Source organism: Paenibacillus periandrae, assembly GCF_022458865.1.
Classification (GTDB): Bacteria; Bacillota; Bacilli; order Paenibacillales; family NBRC-103111; genus Paenibacillus_S; species Paenibacillus_S periandrae.
In genome coordinates this window covers 282,614-302,552 of record NZ_JAJNMU010000005.1, presented here as the reverse complement: position 1 = coordinate 302,552, position 19,939 = coordinate 282,614, and the positions used below count along the sequence as shown (strand labels likewise).

Sequence of the window (19,939 nt, the reverse complement as noted above, 5' to 3'; positions counted from 1 at the left end):
TCCTGAAGGTGTAAAGGATAGGAGGGAATTGAGGATGAAGAAGTGGGTTTTTTTGTTTGTTTTTGTTGTACTGCTCGGTTATGGAGCCTATCAACAAAAGGCCGAGGTCGCATCGTTGTTTCCAAGTAACAAACCGAACCAAGCACAAGAGGTGTCTTCCCAGGAGAAGAACCAAACGATAAAGGTGGCAAAGGATCAGGTCTACCAAGGGAATCTGATATTGGTCAATAAGGTGTATCCCCTTCATCAGCAAGGTGTGAAATCCGATGTGGTCAAGCTGTCTCAGCACAAAGAACTGGTTAAGGGTTATGGCTTGTATGATAACAATATCCAATTATCCAAAAGTGTAGTTCAAGCATTCCTGAAGCTGGTGGGTGCTGCTGAACAAGATAAAGTACGCAACTTTTCTATAACAAGCGGCTATCGGGACCTGAAGGAGCAAGCAAAGCTGTATGAAGAAATGGGCTCGGACTATGCATTGCCCGCGGGATACAGCGAACACAATCTGGGTTTATCTCTGGATATTGGATCAACCTTGATGGAGATGAATCAAGCGCCTGAAGGAAAGTGGCTTAATCAGAATGCGTGGAAATACGGTTTTATTTTACGCTATCCGAAGGATCAGACAGCGATTACAGGCATTCAATATGAGCCTTGGCATTATCGTTATGTTGGTTTGCCTCACAGCGCCATTATGCAAAAACAGCATATGGTTTTGGAGCAATATTTGGACTATGTGAAAAAAGAAAAGAACATCACGTTCAAGGTCGATGGTGAGAAGTATGAGGTCTCTTATTATCCTGTTTCCAATAACACGACGATTAAAGTGCCAGCCAACCGCCGCTATGAGATATCTGGCAATAACATGGATGGAATCATTGTGACTGTGTATCCCTGAGTCCAACGAATTCATTAAAAAATAATCCCTAACCGCAGGTAGATAAGCTATAATAAAATCCGGATAGCTAATAAATATACCGACTTGGACAGGTGAAGGAACAGTGTTGTTTTGCAAAAAACTGTAAAATTATTAATCTGTTTGGATCTCCAAAGGCGAGATCCTTTCTTGCATACAATTTTACGATAGGTTTGGATCAAATTCTGCCTGGAGGGTAGCAGCTGATTATGAGCTACATACTGTATTTCTCTGCATTGCTGATGGCCGCTACCTGCTGTTCCTTATTCATGACCTACCTTTGCTGGAAAAGAAGAGAGCTGCCGATCGCGGTCAGCTTAGGCTTGGTCTTGCTGTCGGGTTCCTTTTATTCTTTCGGGTATGCCTTTGAAATTGTCAGCTCCAGTCTGGAGCAAATCCGCTTCTGGTTAAGGTTTGAATATATCGGGATTCCATTTGGCACGGTACTCTGGTTTATGATGGTGCTGCAGTTTACGGGCCGCCAGGCTTTACTGAACAAATGGAGAATTGCCTTGCTGATGGTTGTTCCTGTTATTACATTCATAGCACATTATACGAACGACTGGCACCACTTGTTTTATAAAAGTATAACGATTGACGAGTCTGAGGGAGTTCCACTGGCTTCCATGGTCACGGGTCCTCTATATAAGCTTCATGTGGGGTACGCCTATTTCTTTTGCCTTATCGGTATGGGGCTGCTGTTCCGTATGTATCGGGAAGCAGTTCCTGCGTTGAGGAAGCAAATCATTTTTGTGGTGATTGGATCCTGTGGGCCTTATGGCGTAACGGCAATATATTTAAGCGGCATTATACCCACTTTGGTTGATTTTTCTCCCTTCGGCTTTGTTTTTTCGGGGATCTTTTTTATGTGGGGAATCTATCAATTTAATCTGTTGAAGCTGGCTCCTCTGGCATTGCAAAAGGTGTTTGAATCGATGCGCGATGCCGTTATTGTATTGGATCTGGACTATAGAGTCACCAGCTTCAATCAGTCAGCCAGACAGGTTATGGCAGGCCTGAATCATAAAAAAGCGAATGGTATGCTGGTTTCCGACGTTTTCTCAGTATATCCGGAGCTAGTAGACAGGACCAGGCAGGAGCCGTTCAAGGACAGCAGACTGATGATTACAGAGACGCAAACCTCCAAGGTTTATAATGTCCATATTTCACAGATCAAAGACAACAAACAGGTTGCGCTGGGTATTATGCTGCTGTTAAGTGATGTGACAGAGGATGTGCATAATCAGGAGAGGCTGTTAACCAGCTCCAAGCAGCTAGGTGAGCTGAATTCGTTCAAGGACAAGCTGTTTAATGTTATCGCTCACGATATTCGCGACCCGCTTGCGGTGCTTGTCAGTTTGATGGAGCTCATGGAGGAGGAAATGCTGTCTTGTGATGGGGAGCATGATGAGGTCGTCAACGAAATGAGACAGCAAATCCAGAATACCTTTATGTTGGTGGAGAGTTTGCTGGAATGGTTCCGCAGCCAAAAAGGTGGAGTGGTTTTTAACCCGGTTATCGTTGATTTGTCCAACACTATTCAGGCTAATATTCGGCTGCTGCAGGTGCGCAGTAATGGTAAACGTATTCATATTACGTCACTGATACCGAAGGGGACACGGATTTATGCCGACAAAGAAATGTTGGATCTGGTTATTCGCAATCTACTGTCCAATGCGATTAAATTTACAGATAGCGATGGTAGCGTCCATATCGAGGCCCATCAGGTAGACAATGAAATTATTGTATCGATCAGAGATACAGGGGCTGGTATAACACCGGATAAGGCCAGTACCTTATTTCAAGACGTCAATCCGGTTTCTTCAATCGGAACGGCTGGGGAGCGGGGTGTAGGGTTGGGGCTTACCTTATGCAGGGAATTCGTTCGAATGAACGGCGGAGATATTTGGTTCGATAGTAAGCCTGATCAAGGGAGCGTCTTTTACTTTTCCATTCCTACGCTTCACGAGGAAGCTTGAGCCATTATCGAACAAGAGGGAGGGAGGGGTGTGAGATGAAGATCGTCATTATTGATGACGAAGGAGCGATGCATTTGATCATGAGACGAATGCTGGGCAAGATCAAGGAAGTCGAAGTCGTGGGCTGTTTTCTGGACACGATAGCTGCATATTCATATATGGAGAACCATGAAGTCGATCTGGTGCTTGTTGATATTAGTATGCCGAGAGAAAGCGGAATCGAATTTGCCGAAAGGTTAAGAGCGCGCGACGAGAATATAAAAATTGTGTTTGTAACCTCACATAAGGAATACGCACTGTCTGCATTCGACGTATATGCCTCCGATTATATCGTCAAGCCGGTTACACAGGATAGACTGCTGCGAACGATTCAGAGAGTGTTTGATAAGCTTTTGAAAGAAGTTGCTCAGGTGGATCGCTGGTCGATTGCAATTGCTGCGGGGGCTGACATGGACCAGAAGGAGCCAGGCAGTAACTTGATGAAGAATTCGCCAGATCGGATAGAAGGGAGAGATCTAACGTATCAGCTTTTTGAATCACACCAATTGACAAACCATCATGAACATATGAAGCCTCATATTGAGCAAGCTGAGCGAAATATTAGGGAAGCCCCACCCCTCCTTATTGACCCCTTGACGAACCGCGAAACGGAGATATTACTGGCTCTGGCAGAAGGCTTATCCAATAAGGAAATAGCTGATCGATACATGTTAACGGAAGGAACCGTCAAAAACCATTTGTATAATCTATACAGCAAGCTTGGTGTGAAAAGGCGGGCGCAGGCTATTAAACGGGCAAGAGAGCTGCGAATATTAAAATAAGTCTTTAAACCATTCATCTATTTCATCATATTGGGGGCGAGACCGGTATGTATACGGATTAAACAAAGCGGAGTATGCGTTTCAGCGCAGAATTCGCTTTTTTGTGTATGTATGGGAGTCAAAGCAAATACAAAATCCCCATCCATTTACGATATATGGGTCATAGTCACGGTTGACTACTCCATATTAACGATATATAATCATAATTATATTAGTCACAAATGACTAATAAAGATGACTGCTAAGACTATGATGGGAAACCTACAACTGGAGGAATACGGCTATGGTCCACTTCGGTGCATTTCATATACAAGTAGTTTCGAGCATTGGGATGGTAGCAATGGCATTGCTAGCGATCTTCGTGCGTATGCGGGCGACCAACAAACCGATCACAACTGCGAAGATCATCATGCCTCCGATCGGTATGAGCACCGGGTTTCTGATGTTTGTTGCACCAGCGTTTCATGTGCCTGTGTTGTGGGGCGTACTTGCTTTTTTGGTGGGACTGCTGCTGTTTTCTTATCCATTAATCCGAAGCTCGCAATTGGAGCTGCACGAGGGTCATGTGTTCGTCAAGCGATCCAAGTCGTTTGCATTCGTCATGCTCGGTCTGTTGGCATTACGGGTAGCACTTCATAGCTACATCGAAACATATATATCGATCCCGCAAACGGGAGCGCTTTTCTTTCTACTCGCTTTTGGAATGCTCGTGCCGTGGCGTGCTGCCATGCTGCTCAGATACCGCAGGCTGCAGCGCACAGTTTCGTAAAGCGTCATACATGCCAACCCCTTGCTTTCATAAAAGAGTTCTGGGACAATGAAAAGCAGATTCTTCATAGGATTGAGCAGACTGGAAAGGGCGTAATAGGATGAACTACAAAATGATCGTACTTGATTTAGATGACACGTTGCTTCGGGATGACCATACCATCTCTCCGCGTACCCTGAAAGCATTAATCAGCGCACAGGAAGCAGGGGTTAAGGTAGTACTTGCTTCGGGCCGTCCTACGTTTGCGATGACCCATATTGCCAAGGAGCTGGAGCTCGAAAAATACGGAAGTTATCTATTATCCTTCAACGGTGCGACAATTATGAACTGTGCAACCAACGAACTGATATTCAGCAGTACCTTAACGCCAGAAACCGTACATGAGCTGTACCACATCAGTAAACAAGAGGAAGCATGGATTCATACCTATACAGGTGATGAGATCGTAACAGAAGCTCATAATGAGTATACCGATATCGAATCCGTTATTACGGGAATGAAAATCGTCAAGGTAGACAGCTTTGTCGATGCGATCCAACAACCCGTCGTCAAGGTATTAATGATGGAAGACCCTGTTAAGCTCGTAAAGGTCGAAAAGAAACTGCAAGAGCAGCTCAAAGACAAGCTGAGTGTTGTACGCTCAAAGCCGTTTTTCCTGGAGTTCACGGAAGCTGGCGTAGATAAAGGGACTAGCTTGCATCATCTGATTCAGCAGCTTGGCATTCAACAAGAAGAGGTTATTGCCATTGGTGACAGCTACAACGACCTGGCCATGATTACATTTGCAGGACTGGGCGTGGCGATGGGCAACGCCCATGATGATATTAAGCAAATCGCCAATTTTGTGACGGATACCAATATGAACGATGGCGTCGCCAAGGTTGTTGAAGCCTTTATTTTAGATAAGCTTGCAGCTATTTGACAGCCGAATCTTCGATCGAGGTCAGGTTCATATAGACAGGAACGACCAGTCCGAGCTTGGTTCCAATGATATTGGGCCCCAGGTCCTCGAATTTACCTTGAAATAACTTCAACAATATGCATAGTGACCTTCATCGACAAATTCCACTCGAACCCAAGTTTCAATGTTAATGGTATATACATAAAATTGAGAATTCATTCACCAGCTCCCGAAATCACATCGCTTGCATGACAAATGAGGAAAAAAATTTCATAAATAAATGGCTGCTGCCGGCTGTGGCGAAGTGTTACAGCAATATAAAAAAGCTATCCTTCCGCTTGAGCGGTCCTGGATAGCTTTTTTGCTGTGAACATGTTATTCGTCTTCTTCCCATTTACGTGAGTAGGCTTTTTTGGTAATCCAAAAAGTCAAACCCAATACGATAATCAAAGAAATAACCGACCCAAAGATGATAGCAACCATCATGTTTAACACGATCCTTTTGGATATATTGAATTCCTCATGTCCAAGCCCCATACCCTGAATGAGATAACGCTAGTTTGCCCATAACTGTTAATTCATGGCTACACTGTTTGTGGAGTATGGATTGTATATGCTCATATTATATCATGCTGTTTGATATATCTGACTATTCGAATGTGGCAAAATTGAATCAGCAAAGAGACTGCCATTTAAATGAACAGCCTCAATCCTGCCTTGATTATCCCTCTCTCGAGGGCTGCGGGACAAGCTTTGAGAGTAAGGAGCCGATATCTAGGAGAGCATGGCCTTCCACTTGGAGTAAACCTTCCAAGCTTCGCCTGATTCCAGGTGGGCCTTGCAGGTATAAAGGCCTTCTTCGACAGATTCAACCCTGTCAGCCAAATGAAGCCTGTATGCAGCGTTTAATAGCACCTGATGAGTGAATCCGATATGTGCGTCACCGTGTAGAACAGATTCAGTTACCCGAAGCTGCTCGGCAGCGTTCCAAGTTGTCTCAGGAATGGGAGTATCCAGCCCCAGGTTCTCCGGATTGACGACATGAAGGGAAGCGTGTCCGTTCTCCACCATATAGGTGCGAGTCGGCCGATCGATGAACAGGTCCTCCGAGCCCTCGGTACCTTGGACGATAAGAGATTTGCGGTATTTCAATTGAGTCGTGAGCCGAGATAACCGATCGAATACAGTGTTGTGGTAAACGCCGAATACCAGGTAAGGAGAGCAGCTGTAATCAATCAATTTCTCGGCCGTATTCAATACAGTCCTCATCCCAAGCTGTTCCCTGATCGGACGCAACTCTTTTAGTGGAGGGCACCAGCTCTCGGCAGGAACATACAAAATTCCTGTATCTTTAGCGGCTGTAACTATTTCCACGCGCGTTCGTTCATTTATAGTTATGCCTGCCTCCAGAAGAATGTCATGCAGTGTCACTCCCCACTTGGGGGGGAGTGAGGCGGTACCATGAAGCGTCACCGGTAATCCGGCTGCAGCGAGTAGAAACGAAACGGCAAATGTAGCGAAAAATGATTTATTACGTCCATCATAGGGGCCGGCGCAATCGATGCCTTCCTGGATCGGTTCGCGGTAAGCGGCTTCACGGCATACTTTTACAAAGGCCTCCAGCTCCTCCACGCTCTCCATCTTGATGCGCTCCGCCATGAAGAAGGCGCCTATCTGGGCTGGAGTTGCCCGAAGGTTCATGATTTGTTCTGCAGCTTCTAGAGATTCCTCATATGTCAAATCGCGGGCTCCGCGTTTGCCACGGCCGACTTCCTTCAAATATGTGATCATTTAGGCTTCGCCCCGCTTTCTTTGCCCGCTTGGAGCAATTGATAGACTTTCACGATGGACGTAGCGACGTCGACCAATCTTTTACGTTCATTCATCGCTTGTTTGCGAAGGATGTCATAGGCCTCCGATTCAGTGATGGATTTAATCTCACACAAAATACTTTTAGCCATATCGATCCATTTGCGTTCCTCAATACGGCTGAGCAGCTGCTCCCGCTCGTTGTACCATTGCTGCCGTTCAACGAATTGCTTGGAACTGAAGTGAAGCGCCCAATGGAGCTCATAGCCTTTCATAAAAGGGGTAAGCATGCCATCCAGCATCATGTCATCTTCGCATGCTTCCAGGGACTGGGAGGCAGAACGTTCATCACACCACCAGATTAAAGGCAATGCCTTAAGCTGCATAAGAAAGGTGCCCCAAGGTTTAACCTCATCGATTGACAAATGTAAAATGCTCGCGTCCGCATCGATAATGAGCTGCCTAGCCTGTTCCTGGTTGCTGGTACAGGTAACGATATAACCATTGGAGCGTAGAATGCGTTCGGGGGAAAGCGAATCTGATTCGGGTAAGAACCTGCCTTCCCGGGCCAATTTTTGGTTATGAATAACCAACAATGAACGCATGAATGATTCCCCCCATTTCACTGATTTTAAGTGAATAAAGCTATTATTGTTATATATCCTCACACAAATATATAACACAGATCCAATTACATTGTCTATTGCTTAGTTTTAGAAAAATTATGTTATGTATATTGACATAAAGAAAAATGCATAGTATATTCGAATTAACCAATTTCATATTCGGGGGTACAATGGGGTATCCCTTTAAGTGGCAATGGAGCCTGCTATCGTCTTTCGCGGATTATTTATCGTGGAACGAAGCGGGCTTTTGTGTTTTTTTAATGGAATTTCGAGAGGAGAAGATAAGATATGGAAGGAACTTACAAGAAGAAGCTGGTTCTGGTCGGAAACGGAATGGCGGGCGTGCGGGCAATTGAGCATCTGCTCAAGCTAGCTCCGGAAGCTTATGAAATCACGATCTTTGGGGCAGAGCCGCATCCTAATTATAACCGGATTATGCTGTCCTCGGTTCTTGCAGGTGGTGCGGATCTTCAGGAAATCGTTATTAATGATTGGGACTGGTACAAGGATAATAACATCCAATTATTTGCCGGGCATCGCGTGACACAAATTGATTCGATTCGTAAACGTGTCGTCTCCGATCAAGGCGTAACGGTCTCCTATGATGTGTTGATTCTGGCAATGGGTTCGAACCCTTTCATGCTTCCGCTGCCGGGGGCCGACAAGGAGGGAGTTATTGCCTTTCGCGGCATCAAGGACTGTGAGATCATGATGGATTCCTCACGCAAATATAAAAAAGCAGTCGTCATTGGCGGCGGTCTGTTGGGTCTTGAAGCGGCGCGAGGCTTGCTGCATCTAGGAATGGATGTATCCGTTGTGCATATTCACTCCTATCTCATGGAAAGGCAGCTGGATGAAACAGCATCAAAGATGCTGCAGGCGGAGCTGGAGCAGCAGGGAATGAAATTTCTGCTGGCGAAAAACTCCGATTCGATCATAGGCAGGAAAAGAGTTACGGCGCTCAGGTTCACGGATGGCAGCAAGATTGATGCAGACCTTGTCGTCATGGCGGTGGGCATCCGTCCGAATGTGGAGCTGGCTAAAGCTTCCGGTATTGAAATCAACCGTGGAATCGTCGTTAATGATTGGCTGGAAACGAGCGTTCCGGATATCTATGCTATCGGAGAATGTGCGGAGCATCGTGGAATCGCGTATGGACTCGTAGCACCGCTCTATGAGCAGGGTGCGGTGCTTGCCAAGAAATTGGGCGGAGTCGAGACTGTAGGTTATGCGGGTTCTGTGACGTCGACAAAATTGAAGGTTTCAGGTGTGGATGTATTCTCCGCAGGAAGATACGAGGAACCGGCAGGCTCGCGTTCCTTACGGTACCAGGATGAGGTAGACGGCGTCTACAAAAAAATCGTACTCCAGAACGACAAGCTGATTGGGGCTGTACTGCTCGGAGATACTCATGACGGAGCAAAGTTCTTCTCCATGATCAAGAATGGAGAAGTTGTAGCGGGACGCGAAAAAGAGCTGTTGCTTGGTGGCTCCATCGGTGGAGGGACGGCAGCTTCATCAGATAACAGACTTAAAGAGATGACAGATGACGAGATCATTTGCGGGTGTAATGGTGTATCCAAAGGCACTATAGCGGATGCAGTCATAGCAAAAGGCTGCCGGAGCGTTGGTGAAATCAAATCCTGTACAAAGGCATCTGCCTCCTGCGGCGGATGCAAGCCGTTAGTTGAAGGCTTGCTGAGGATGTACGCCGGTGATGAAGCTGGAGAACAGGTGAAGGAAGGGATTTGCGGCTGTACCTCATTAACCAGAGACGAGATTGTTGCCGAGATTAAACGGATGGAAATGATGACGATCAAGGAAGTCATGCATGTGCTCGATTGGCGGAATCCCGAAGGCTGTGCCAAGTGTCGCCCGTCACTCAACTATTACCTGGGTATGCTTTGGCCCGAAGCATATGCAGATGAGAAGGAGTCGCGATTCACGAATGAAAGATACCACGCAAATATTCAGAAGGACGGTACTTATTCAGTTGTTCCAAGAATATACGGGGGAGTCACATCACCGTCGGAGTTGAAGAAAATAGCCGAGGTCGCAGAGAAATACGAGGTTCCGATGGTCAAGTTTACGGGCGGACAAAGGCTGGATCTGCTTGGTGTGAAGAAAGAGGATCTTCCGAGAATGTGGGAAGAGCTGGATATGCCCTCAGGGCATGCTTATGGTAAAACACTTCGTACCGTGAAGACATGCGTAGGGTCTACGTTTTGCAGGTTCGGTACGCAGGATTCCATCGCCATGGGGATCAGGCTGGAGAAGGAGCTTGAACGGCTGAATACACCAGCGAAGGTTAAGCTTGCGGTTTCCGGATGTCCGAGGAACTGTGCAGAAGCTACGATCAAGGATTTTGGAGTTGTTGCCATCGATGGTGGCTGGGAGCTGCATGTTGGCGGTAATGGAGGGGTTCATGTCCGGGCGACGGAGCTGTTGTGCGTGGTCAAGACGGAGGATGAAGTTAGTGAATGGGCTGGCGCTTTCTTGCAATATTATCGGGAGAATGCGCAGTGGAACGAGCGTACCTCCAACTGGATCGAGCGGGTCGGATTGGAATCGGTCAAACGCGCGCTTGAAAAGCCAGAGGATCGAGCGGTGCTCAGCGAACGGATTAAGAAGGCACTCAGTATGACTACCGATCCTTGGAAGCAGATCGTAAACGAAGATTCCCTACGCAAAAACTTTGAGCCACTGAAGCAAGTACAACCCATAATGGACTAACACCAAGCAAGCGAGGAAAGGTGGAGGAGATCGCATGTCTAAATATTTAATTGGCCAATTGTCTGACATTGATCCAAAAGGCTCGCGCACGATAGTGGTGCACAATCTGGAAATTGCATTGTTCCGTCTATCAGATGGTGAAATATTTGCAGTCGAAAACAAGTGTCCGCATAAAGGGGGAGCTTTATCTGAAGGGATGGTATGCGGAGGAAAAGTCCACTGTCCTTTGCACGACTGGAAGATTGATTTGCAAACAGGGAATGTACACGAACCTGATGATGGCTGCGTGAACACTTACGAAGTTGAGGTTGATCGAACCAATGGCTCCATATATGTCACTATCTAGATGAGGGAGGATGTCGAATATGGATTATATCAAACCTGGGCAAGTCATTAATCAAATGGTGGAGGTAGGGAAGACTAAAGCCGAAATGAGCGTCATGAACATGTTCATCCGCGGTGTATTGGCAGGGGCGATCTTGGCATGTGCCACGACGTTGGCGTTCACAGCAACGCTGCAGACCAATCTCGGCATAGTGGGCGCACTCATATTTCCAGTTGGTTTCGTTATTATTGTATTGTTGGGCTTGGAGCTTGTCACCGGGAGTTTTGCTTTTATTCCATTATCCGTAATGAAGAAGCAGACCACGGTTGGCAAGATGCTGAAAAATTATACGTGGGTCATTGCAGGCCACCTGGTTGGATGTGCGATCTATGCTGCCTTATACGGTCTAACGGTGTCAAAGATGGGAACCGACATGGCGAGTCCGCTTGCCCAATTGCTGATCAAAACGGCTGAGGTGAAAACGATCGCCTACAAGGATATGGGAATGAACGGTATGATGCTTGTGTTCATCAAGGCCATTTTATGTAATTGGATGGTCACGCTTGGAGCGGTAATGGCGCAGACATCAAGCTCTACGGTAGGTAAGATTGTTGCAATGTGGCTGCCTATCCTCATTTTCTTCGGGCAGGGCTTCGAGCATGCAGTTGTTAATATGTTCGTCATCCCGGCTGGCATGATGCTTGGGGCGAAGGTCAGTATGGGAGATTGGTGGATGTGGAATCAACTTCCGGTACTGATTGGGAATTTTATAGGCGGTGCCTTGTTTACGGGTCTTCTGTTGTACTTATCGCAGAAGAGCAACAAGACATCATTGGGTAATACGATAGAGATGAATCAACCCCGACGGGATACAGCCGTTGCCGAGAAAATCGTATGAAGACGGGTACTGTGCATATTGTTGGTGCCGGCCCTGGGGATCCCGAGTTAATTACTGTGAAAGCTTTGCGTCTTATTAAGGAAGCGGATGTTATCCTCTATGATCGCCTTGTTAATGAACAGCTGCTTGCTGAAGCCAAGCCGGACGGACAACTCGTTTACTGTGGCAAATCGCCAGGGGCGCATACGATGTCTCAAGAGCAAATTCATCGCAAGCTTGTTGAATATGCCATGCAGGGGAAAAACGTCGTTCGCCTGAAGGGAGGGGACCCCTTCATCTTCGGACGGGGCGGGGAGGAAGCGCTAGCCTTGGCTGAGCGTGGCATACCTTATGAAGTGGTGCCGGGTATTACATCGGCATTGGGGGCGGCATCGGCAGCCGATATTCCCTTAACCCATCGGGGAATGAGTGCTTCTGTAGCCTTTGTCACCGGCAGTCGCTGCTCAAGCCCGGAAACGCGAATTCGTTGGGATTTGCTCGCACATAGCGTCGATATGTTAGTTATCTATATGGGTATAACCCATTTGGAGCGGATTCGCACAGAATTATTGATGCATGGAAAGGATGCGGATACGCCCACAGCAATCGTCGAGAACGGATCGACGGATCAGCAGAGAACAGTTACGGGGACACTTGGGCTTATTCATAAACAAGCAGCGGCAATGAAGATCAAGAACCCTGCACTTATCATTATCGGAGCATCCGTTAAGGTTCGAGAACAATTAAATTTGCTTGTGATGGATGCAATCCATCAAGTCGGATAGAAAAGAAATACGGCAATTTCTTAGCATGATTTCTACTGAGATAAAGCTTTACTTCAGGTAATGGCAAAAATAATAGTTAATATAGTAATTTACAGTAAAAGCGCACCCTGATCAGGTGTGCTTTTACTTGTTTTGTCTACACGAGACTTTGACAGCCGCGGCAAAATCGCCTGATTTGCGCTTTCATGTGAAGAAGTCATTTTTCTGTATATCCATTTTTATGATAAGCTTTACAAAGGCAATAATAGGATTCCATTTGCCGGAGGGGATACCAGGTATGAACAAAACAGACCGTCTGTTAGCCATCGTACTTGAACTGCAGCGCAAAGACGTTTTAAGGGCGGAGGATCTGGCGGCCAAGTTTGAAACGAGTACGAGGACCATATATCGAGATATTCAAGCTCTGAGTGAAGCAGGCGTTCCGATTGTCGGCGCTCCAGGGTTAGGATATTCCTTGATGGAAGGATATTTCTTGCCTCCGGTGAGCTTTACCGCAGGAGAAGCCGTGGCGCTAATGATGGGTACGGACTTTGTCGAGCATAAATTTGATTCGGACTACAGTGCAAAAGCACAAAGCGCTCGGGACAAAATCGAAGCGATTTTACCGGAAAGTGTAAGACAGGAGACATCACGGGTTCGAACGACGATCAGATTGCTCACCACGGGTGAAACCTATAATAGTGGGCGAGAAAAAGAATGCTTGGAAGCTTTGCGCCGAGCCATACTGGATAAGTGCAAGGTCAGATTCCATTATACGAAGAACATATCTGGAGCCGATGGGAATCGTCATAGTGTTCGTGATGTTGCCCCGTATGGACTTGTGTTTGCTCAAGGCTCATGGATATTGGTAGCCTACTGTGATCTGCGTCTGGAGCTTCGTCATTTTCGCTTATCCCGAATGAGTGATTTGATCATATTGGAGGATTCATTCACATTTCCTGCTAACTTTAATTTGCAGGACCACAAGCCTGCAGATGACAGGCACGTCCTTGTGCGTGTTCAAGTACACCCGGATATTGCGGATAAAGTTAAGGGGGCGGGCAGCTTTTTCATGACACAAATGGAGGATCATGAGGATGGTTTATTGGTGACCTTTCACGTTCGTCAGCCGGAGGAGCTGCTGCATTGGGTGCTGGGCTGGGGGGCAGATGTCGTGGTGCTTGAGCCGGAATCGCTGCGAAATCGGGTCCGTGAAGAAGCTGCGAGGATGCTGAAACGCTACTGACATTATGGTGTCAGTAGCGTTGTTGTATAGTAAGAGCAGATCAAGAAGAAGGAGCTGTTCAAGCTATGCATACAACCGAAATCTTACAGCATTTTGCAGAAATCACCGAACATTATATTCAGGAATTAAACGACTTTACTATGGAGCAGCTAAGGCGACAACCGAGTGAGAGCGAATGGTCGCTGGGACAAATGTATGTGCACCTGATTAATTCTGCTCTGTATATGCAGCTTCGCAATGCGGATGATTGCCTGACGGGAAACGAAGCTGCGGTTATTTCTACAGAAGGAAAAACAGAAGCAGGAGCAACGGTTTTTAACCAAGGAAGCTTGCCGCCTATCCGTATACAGGTTCCCGCTTCACCGCAATATACACCCGGACAGCCCGAGAGTAAAGAGCAGCTTGTTCATGGGCTGCAAGCGGTCTTGCGCCGAATGAACGAGGTTGGACCGATGCTTGAGCAGGAAGCCTTGCAGCACACCGTCGCTCATCCACGTTTTGGTATGTTAAATGCCAAGGAATGGTTTAGGCTCGTCGAGATGCACTACCGTCACCATCTAAGACAGAAGGACCGTTTGAAAAATGAATTGGCAAGCAGCGTATCTGAATAAAGCTATCACTCTTTACCCATCAGGATCGTTCATTAAAAGCCTTGAGCTCATAGCTCTGGGCTTTTTGTGCAGTCTTATTTATTACGGCTACAGGTGGGGTCAAGTTCTGGAAGCTCTTATGGTTGTTTTATTTCATGCTATAGCGGGTATTTTACGACGAATAAAGCCAATCTATAACTCATAAGGTTTCTTCTCAATCATTTCCTTTCATGATAAGATGTCACTTAAGTGTCGAGATCGATTCGCGCGTTATTTCATTCCAACAGTACAGGTGGTCCATACATGCGTTCCATATGGCAAATATACAAAACAGATTGGTTACATATTTTCAAGGTGCCTACCGGGATTTTTCTGATCATAGCCATTATTTTGCTTCCATGTTTATATGATTGGGTAAATATTAAATCGGTTTGGGATCCGTATGCCAATACGGAAGGACTCAAAGTAGCGGTCACGAGCGAGGACCTGGGAACGACTGTTGCCGGCAAGAGCATTAATATCGGTAAGGAGCTGCTGGACAGCTTACACAATAACAAGAAGCTTGGATGGACCTTCGTTACCAAGGAAGAGGCGGAGAAAGGTCTGGACCGTGGCACCTATTATGCCAGCATCTTGATACCGTCCGACTTTTCCAGCAAAATCACCGGGATTGTCAACGGCAATCTGGAGCGGCCCGAAGTGATCTACAGTGTTAACGAAAAAGTGAATGCAGTCGCACCCAAGATCACTTCATCAGGTGTTTCGGCGATTACCAAGCAGATTAACGAGAATTTCACGGAAGCCGTCAGTGAAGCTTTACTTACGAAGCTTACAGAGATCGGCATTCAGATCGAGGAGCAGCTGCCCACAATTCGTAAGATCGAGACCGGCATCTTTGAACTGGAAGGCAAGCTACCCGAGATTCAGGCCGCGGGACAAAAGGTATTGGAACTGGAACAGAAGCTGCCTGAAATTCATGACAAGGCGCAGATCATACTTGAAGTGGAGCAAAAAATTCCCGAGATCAATCAAGCCGCTCAATATGTTCTGAAAATCCAGCAAAATTGGCCGAAAATCAATGAGGCGCTCTCGGAAATCGTCGTCATTCAGAATAAACTACCTGAGATCAAACAGGTCGTCGCCCGAATTCAGGAGCTGGATGATAACTTTGACAAGGTAGCCAATACGATTGCTCTTGCCTCAGACAAAGCGGGCAAGGCTATCGAGATCGTGACGGCTGCCCAGAATGCATTGCCGCGAGTTGCTGAAATCGCAGATGAAGGCACCGCAATCGCCAATGAATTGAACAAGTTCCTGACAGCAAACGAGGAGACGTTCAAGCTGATTGCTCCGCTGGTTAAGCAAAATTTAACGATGGCGCAGCAAGCGGCGGATGCAACTACGCTGCTCACAGAGAGATTGTTGAATATTAATCCGGCTTTGCTGCCTACTGCAGCAGAGGTAACAGCTGTGAAGGACAGGCTCACTACAGTTGCACGATTGCTGGGACATACCTCGTCGCTGCTTAGCCGAATCAACAGCTATATTCCGGGTCAGCCATTGAATGATCAAATAGCGCGGCTGCAAACCATTGAGAAAAATATGAATCTGCAAATCGCAATTTTGGGTGCGATTGCAACCGATCTGGAGAATGGGAAAACGCCCCTGAAGGATGCGGTTAAACGCTTGAACGAGCTATCCCGGAATACGAGTGCCACATTAGGGATCATTCTCTCCAAGTACGATAGCGAGATTGCTCCCATCCTGACCAAGGGGATCGAAATACTGAAAACCGCTAACGGTACGGCCGCTGATATTCTTCAGACGGCCAAAGGCAGGCTCCCCGATATTAAAGTGATTCTTGAGGACGTGAAGAGTGGACTTGAATTTGGGCAAGCAGAGCTCAATAAGATCCAGGATCAGCTGCCTCAGATCCGCGCGAAGGTCCATGAAATGGCACAAGCGCTGCAGAGCAAGGCAGAAGCGTTCGAGAAGGCGATTAATATCGCCGCACCTTTTGTTCAGGATAAGCTCCCTGAAATCGGAGAGAAGCTGGACAAGGCAGCAGCTTTCATCAATAACGATCTGCCTCAGACGGAGGAGGAGCTCGTCAAGCTGGCCGATTTTGTGCGTAACAAGCTGCCCGAGGTGGAGTCCGGCGTCCATAAGGTTGCGGGCTTGGTTCGTGAGGATCTGCCTCAGCTTGAGCGTGCAATCAGTCAGGCAGCGGACAAGCTCAGAGAGGTCGAGGCGAACAATCACTTCGCTGATCTGGCCAAGCTGCTGCGTGGGGACATTAAGAAGGAAAGTGAGTTCCTGGCCAGTCCCGTACAGATCAATGAGAATCGGAAATACCCGATACCGAACTATGGATCGGCGATGTCACCCTTTTATTGTGTATTATCCTTATGGGTGGGCGCGACTTTGTTGATTTCGTTATTAAAGTCGGAAGCCGACAATCCGGAAGGGCGCTATAAGCCCTATCAACTATATTTGGGCCGATTGGCAACCTTCGTGACGATCGGGCTGTTCCAGGCGTTATGCATCACGCTCGGTGATTTCTTTATTCTACACGCCTATGTAGCAGATAAAATTTGGTTCGTTCTGTTCGCTATGCTGGTCAGTACCGTATTCGTTACGATAACCTTTACACTCTTGTCCGTCTTTGGCAATGTAGGGAAAGGCATCGCGATCATCTTCATGGTATTCCAATTCTCCAGCTCGGGCGGCACGTTTCCGATCAGTATGACGACGCCTTTTTTCCAGGCTCTGAATCCATTCATGCCCTTTACTTATGCAATCAGCCTGCTGCGAGAAGGGGTTGGCGGGATTCTATGGACAACGGCGCTCAAGGATATCGTTTGTCTGATCGTTATTATTGGTCTCAGCCTGTTCGTGGCTCTGGTTCTGAAGCGTCCGCTCAGTGGTATTATCAAGAAATCGATGGAGAATGCCAAGAAAACGAAAATCATTGATTGATGAAGGCTAACGAATGCGATAAACAAGTTGTCTACGACAAGAAAGAGGTGCACTGCACAGGCAGTATACCTCTTTCTTGTGACCACAGACATTGAATTATTTAAAAATAGTAAGTGTGAGCAGCACAACGGAGGCTGTCAAAACGAGATAATCCCTAAGCTCGAATCGGTATAATCGAATCGGCGTTCGCCCCTGATCACCAAGGTAACAACGGGATTCCATCGCTGTTGCCAGATCCTTGGCGCGAAGAATCGCGAGAACGAACAGAGGTACCAGCATCGGGAGCACTCCGCGAAATCGGGATAACACGCCTTTACGGTGAAAACCGCCTCCGCGCGCTGTCTGCGCCTTTTGGATTTTATCAAATTCCTCCAGCAGCAGCGGAAGGAATCTCAAAGCGATGGAAAACATCATGACAGCTTCATGAACGGGTACCTTCCACCTTTTAAACACATTCAGCAGTAGTTCCATGCCTTCCGCCAAAATAATAGGTGATGTCGTTCTCACAACGAGAGACAATACGATGACGATTCCGAATATTTGCTCGCACATCATAATGCCTTTGATCGCCCCGTTGTAAGAAAACTCAATATAGCCCCATTGAATCAGCGTTTCGCCTGGTACTGTGAGCAGTATCGATTGATAAATCATCGTAGTAGCAAAAAATAACAGGAGTGATAGGATCGTGAAAGCCAACATCCGCCAAGACAGCTTGGCGACAGCCCACAAGACGATCAGCAGAACAATTTGAATGCTTTTCAGCTCCAAATTGCTTGACAATAAAAGGCCGACTCCAAACAACAATGCGGCGATTATTTTCATTCTCGGATCCCAGCGCTCCAACCAGGAATCCTTCTTTTGATAAATGAGAAAGCTGGCTACGGAAGACATAGACGATCCTCCTCCAATGAGCGCTGCTGCTTCTTAAACAGACTAATCAGTATTGTAGTGACTTCACTGATGTTGTACGGATGATTGAGTTCAATACCGCAGGCTTCCAGTACTAATTCACGCAGCACCAAGGCAGGAGGTTTCTCCCAGCCCAGTGACGCAAGCAGCGTCTGGTCTGAAAGCAGCGCTTGCGGCAAACCGTCCGCAACAATTGTACCGTCCTTGATAATCAACAGCCTAGAAGCGTGCCCAAGCATTTCCTCAAGCTGATGGCTTACCCATATAATTGTTGTGCCCAGCTCTTTATTGAGACGGTGCAGCATGTCAAACAAAGAGGTTCTGGATGGATAATCCAGCCCTGCTGTAGGCTCATCCAGAATGATCAACTCCGGCTCAAGGACCACGACACCGGCAATCGCGACTCGTCGTTTCTCTCCACCGCTTAGCTCAAAGGGGCTTCGCTCTGCGAAAGCATCATAATCCAGCCCGACCGCTTCCATCGCACGCCTTACTTTCGCTTGCCTTTCCTCAGGCGTATGCCCGCTGTGACGCAGACCGAAGGCTATATCCTCCGCGACCGTTATCGAAAAGAGCTGATGCTCCGGGTACTGGAAAATGAATCCGATCCGGTCAAAGAGCTCGGGGCGCTTTGAGGTAAATGGGTTGGTTTGGTCCAACAGCACATCTCCGAAGGACGGTTTTAAAAACCCTTTGATCAATTGCATGAAGGTCGATTTGCCTGATCCCGATTTGCCAGCGACCGCCAGCATTTCGCCGCTTTGAATATCAATGTTCACCTGTTGTAATATGCAGGAAATGTCCGTAACTTTTGTTTTCCTGCTGCGCTTCTCGTAAGTAAATGAGACCTCCGACAGTTCAATATTCATAACCATTTCCTCAATTCCTCAATGCTTGAAGAAACCGATACAGGGACGCCCGCTTTGCGAAGCGATAGAGCAAGACTTCTTTCGAATGGAAGCTCTAAACCGCAAGAAGTCAAAAGATCTTCATCGGTCAAAATATCATCAGGCTTGCCAATTTGACGGACCCAACCTTGCTGAAACAAGACGAGGCGATCCGCATCCAGAACCTCCTCCAGGTGATGGGTGATATAAATGATGGCAAAAGGATGTGCCTTACGCGCTGTATGCAGCGTATCGACAAACTGTCTTCTTGCAATAGGATCGAGCATGGACGTAGACTCATCCAAAATCAGATACCGCGGGGACAGCGCAAGCACGGAAGCCAGCGCCAATTTTTGCTTTTCCCCACCCGATAATTGGCTGACCAATCGATCCTCCCCCGCGTTTAGTTGAACCAGCTCCAACGCCCATTGAATTCGGTTCTGAATATCGTGCTGCGGCCATCCTATGTTGGATAATCCGAAGGCGATATCCTCCCCAACGGTTATTCCCACCTGTTGGTTTTCAGGGTTTTGAAATACAATCTGTACCGCTCTACGAATCGCAGGAAGCTGCGAAGCGTCCATCGTAGATCGTCCATCCACGGTGATGGTACCTTCCGTTGGCCATTCGATGCCGTTAAGAAGCTTGGATAAAGACGATTTTCCTGAACCATTAGGACCCAAAAAAGCAACGAATTCATCGGGTGCGATGTCCAGATGGATATTCCGCAAAGCCCATCGATCGGTTTCACTCCCATAGTAGGAGAAGGAAACATCGCGAATAGAAATCATCGTTTCCACACCGCCTT

At 47.1% G+C, this 19,939-nt stretch carries 18 protein-coding genes; 12 read left to right on the top strand and 6 right to left on the bottom strand.

What is annotated here, in order from left to right; translation table 11 throughout:
- Positions 1-34: 34 nt before the first annotated feature.
- The 5 genes from vanY to LRL21_RS10375 all read left to right on the top strand — a co-directional run bounded on the left by vanY (position 35) and on the right by LRL21_RS10375 (position 5,407).
- A complete protein-coding gene (gene vanY, locus LRL21_RS10395) occupies positions 35-898 on the top strand; it encodes a VanY-A/VanY-F/VanY-M family D-Ala-D-Ala carboxypeptidase (protein ID WP_240415709.1) in 864 nt (287 codons plus the stop codon).
- Between the two features lie 227 nt (positions 899-1,125).
- Positions 1,126-2,895 carry a sensor histidine kinase gene (locus tag LRL21_RS10390; RefSeq protein ID WP_240415708.1) on the top strand — a complete coding sequence of 590 codons (1,770 nt, stop codon included), beginning with the start codon at positions 1,126-1,128 and terminating at the stop codon, positions 2,893-2,895.
- A gap of 35 nt (positions 2,896-2,930) precedes the next feature.
- On the top strand, positions 2,931-3,716 hold the full coding sequence (locus LRL21_RS10385) for a response regulator transcription factor (RefSeq protein ID WP_240415707.1): 786 nt from the start codon (positions 2,931-2,933) through the stop codon (positions 3,714-3,716).
- Between the two features lie 283 nt (positions 3,717-3,999).
- On the top strand, positions 4,000-4,485 hold the full coding sequence (locus tag LRL21_RS10380; RefSeq protein ID WP_240415706.1) for a CcdC family protein: 486 nt from the start codon (positions 4,000-4,002) through the stop codon (positions 4,483-4,485).
- A gap of 100 nt (positions 4,486-4,585) precedes the next feature.
- Positions 4,586-5,407: a Cof-type HAD-IIB family hydrolase gene (locus tag LRL21_RS10375; protein ID WP_240415705.1), complete on the top strand. Its 822-nt coding sequence runs from the start codon at positions 4,586-4,588 to the stop codon at positions 5,405-5,407.
- Here the strand turns inward: LRL21_RS10375 and LRL21_RS45605 are convergent.
- From LRL21_RS45605 to LRL21_RS10365, 3 genes are all read right to left on the bottom strand, one after another.
- Complete coding sequence (locus tag LRL21_RS45605) at positions 5,400-5,522, bottom strand: hypothetical protein (protein ID WP_275900694.1); 123 nt, start codon at positions 5,520-5,522, stop codon at positions 5,400-5,402. The genes LRL21_RS10375 and LRL21_RS45605 overlap by 8 nt on opposite strands.
- 638 nt (positions 5,523-6,160) lie before the next feature.
- Positions 6,161-7,177 (bottom strand): anthranilate phosphoribosyltransferase, encoded by a 1,017-nt coding sequence (locus LRL21_RS10370; protein ID WP_240415704.1) that lies wholly within the window; start codon positions 7,175-7,177, stop codon positions 6,161-6,163.
- Positions 7,174-7,800: an ANTAR domain-containing response regulator gene (locus tag LRL21_RS10365; RefSeq protein ID WP_240415703.1), complete on the bottom strand. Its 627-nt coding sequence runs from the start codon at positions 7,798-7,800 to the stop codon at positions 7,174-7,176. Before LRL21_RS10365 ends, LRL21_RS10370 begins: the two co-directional genes overlap by 4 nt.
- Positions 7,801-8,109: 309 nt before the next feature.
- On the opposite strand from LRL21_RS10365, the gene nirB reads away from it, so the two are divergent.
- The 7 genes from nirB to LRL21_RS10330 all read left to right on the top strand — a co-directional run bounded on the left by nirB (position 8,110) and on the right by LRL21_RS10330 (position 17,335).
- Positions 8,110-10,554, top strand: a complete 2,445-nt coding sequence (gene nirB, locus LRL21_RS10360) for a nitrite reductase large subunit NirB (protein ID WP_240415702.1) — start codon at positions 8,110-8,112, stop codon at positions 10,552-10,554.
- Between the two features lie 34 nt (positions 10,555-10,588).
- On the top strand, positions 10,589-10,900 hold the full coding sequence (gene nirD, locus LRL21_RS10355; RefSeq protein WP_076228844.1) for a nitrite reductase small subunit NirD: 312 nt from the start codon (positions 10,589-10,591) through the stop codon (positions 10,898-10,900).
- A gap of 19 nt (positions 10,901-10,919) precedes the next feature.
- On the top strand, positions 10,920-11,777 hold the full coding sequence (locus tag LRL21_RS10350) for a formate/nitrite transporter family protein (protein ID WP_240415701.1): 858 nt from the start codon (positions 10,920-10,922) through the stop codon (positions 11,775-11,777).
- The gene (gene cobA / locus LRL21_RS10345) at positions 11,774-12,541 is read left to right on the top strand and encodes a uroporphyrinogen-III C-methyltransferase (protein ID WP_240415700.1); all 768 of its coding nucleotides are present in this window, start codon (positions 11,774-11,776) and stop codon (positions 12,539-12,541) included. Before LRL21_RS10350 ends, cobA begins: the two co-directional genes overlap by 4 nt.
- 277 nt (positions 12,542-12,818) lie before the next feature.
- On the top strand, positions 12,819-13,766 hold the full coding sequence (locus tag LRL21_RS10340) for a helix-turn-helix transcriptional regulator (protein WP_240415699.1): 948 nt from the start codon (positions 12,819-12,821) through the stop codon (positions 13,764-13,766).
- 65 nt (positions 13,767-13,831) lie between these two features.
- The gene (locus LRL21_RS10335; RefSeq protein WP_240415698.1) at positions 13,832-14,377 is read left to right on the top strand and encodes a DinB family protein; all 546 of its coding nucleotides are present in this window, start codon (positions 13,832-13,834) and stop codon (positions 14,375-14,377) included.
- A 282-nt stretch (positions 14,378-14,659) separates the two neighbouring features.
- Positions 14,660-17,335, top strand: coding sequence for a YhgE/Pip domain-containing protein (locus LRL21_RS10330; protein ID WP_240415697.1), 2,676 nt, complete (start codon positions 14,660-14,662; stop codon positions 17,333-17,335).
- 96 nt (positions 17,336-17,431) lie between these two features.
- Here the strand turns inward: LRL21_RS10330 and LRL21_RS10325 are convergent, their stop codons facing one another.
- Genes LRL21_RS10325 through LRL21_RS10315 form a run of 3 tightly spaced genes read right to left on the bottom strand, consistent with a single transcriptional unit; the run spans position 17,432 to position 19,922 of the window.
- On the bottom strand, positions 17,432-18,226 hold the full coding sequence (locus LRL21_RS10325; RefSeq protein WP_240415696.1) for an energy-coupling factor transporter transmembrane component T family protein: 795 nt from the start codon (positions 18,224-18,226) through the stop codon (positions 17,432-17,434).
- On the bottom strand, positions 18,214-19,113 hold the full coding sequence (locus LRL21_RS10320) for an ATP-binding cassette domain-containing protein (protein ID WP_240415695.1): 900 nt from the start codon (positions 19,111-19,113) through the stop codon (positions 18,214-18,216). The genes LRL21_RS10325 and LRL21_RS10320 overlap by 13 nt, the downstream gene beginning before the upstream one ends.
- Positions 19,110-19,922, bottom strand: coding sequence for an ATP-binding cassette domain-containing protein (locus tag LRL21_RS10315; RefSeq protein ID WP_240415818.1), 813 nt, complete (start codon positions 19,920-19,922; stop codon positions 19,110-19,112). The genes LRL21_RS10320 and LRL21_RS10315 overlap by 4 nt, the downstream gene beginning before the upstream one ends.
- Between the last annotated feature and the right edge of the window lie 17 nt (positions 19,923-19,939).

Bases quoted from the DNA above. Each gene is read 5' to 3' on its own strand.
- LRL21_RS10325 (WP_240415696.1), bottom strand. From the start codon at position 18,226: ATGTCTTCCGTAGCCAGCTTTCTCATTTATCAAAAGAAGGATTCCTGG.
- LRL21_RS10350 (WP_240415701.1), top strand. From the start codon at position 10,920: ATGGATTATATCAAACCTGGGCAAGTCATTAATCAAATGGTGGAGGTA.
- nirB (WP_240415702.1), top strand. From the start codon at position 8,110: ATGGAAGGAACTTACAAGAAGAAGCTGGTTCTGGTCGGAAACGGAATG.
- LRL21_RS10340 (WP_240415699.1), top strand. From the start codon at position 12,819: ATGAACAAAACAGACCGTCTGTTAGCCATCGTACTTGAACTGCAGCGC.
- vanY (WP_240415709.1), top strand. From the start codon at position 35: ATGAAGAAGTGGGTTTTTTTGTTTGTTTTTGTTGTACTGCTCGGTTAT.
- LRL21_RS10385 (WP_240415707.1), top strand. From the start codon at position 2,931: ATGAAGATCGTCATTATTGATGACGAAGGAGCGATGCATTTGATCATG.
- LRL21_RS10375 (WP_240415705.1), top strand. From the start codon at position 4,586: ATGAACTACAAAATGATCGTACTTGATTTAGATGACACGTTGCTTCGG.
- LRL21_RS10370 (WP_240415704.1), bottom strand. From the start codon at position 7,177: ATGATCACATATTTGAAGGAAGTCGGCCGTGGCAAACGCGGAGCCCGC.
- LRL21_RS10320 (WP_240415695.1), bottom strand. From the start codon at position 19,113: ATGAATATTGAACTGTCGGAGGTCTCATTTACTTACGAGAAGCGCAGC.
- LRL21_RS10380 (WP_240415706.1), top strand. From the start codon at position 4,000: ATGGTCCACTTCGGTGCATTTCATATACAAGTAGTTTCGAGCATTGGG.
- LRL21_RS10335 (WP_240415698.1), top strand. From the start codon at position 13,832: ATGCATACAACCGAAATCTTACAGCATTTTGCAGAAATCACCGAACAT.
- cobA (WP_240415700.1), top strand. From the start codon at position 11,774: ATGAAGACGGGTACTGTGCATATTGTTGGTGCCGGCCCTGGGGATCCC.
- LRL21_RS10390 (WP_240415708.1), top strand. From the start codon at position 1,126: ATGAGCTACATACTGTATTTCTCTGCATTGCTGATGGCCGCTACCTGC.
- nirD (WP_076228844.1), top strand. From the start codon at position 10,589: ATGTCTAAATATTTAATTGGCCAATTGTCTGACATTGATCCAAAAGGC.
- LRL21_RS10365 (WP_240415703.1), bottom strand. From the start codon at position 7,800: ATGCGTTCATTGTTGGTTATTCATAACCAAAAATTGGCCCGGGAAGGC.
- LRL21_RS10315 (WP_240415818.1), bottom strand. From the start codon at position 19,922: ATGATTTCTATTCGCGATGTTTCCTTCTCCTACTATGGGAGTGAAACC.
- LRL21_RS10330 (WP_240415697.1), top strand. From the start codon at position 14,660: ATGCGTTCCATATGGCAAATATACAAAACAGATTGGTTACATATTTTC.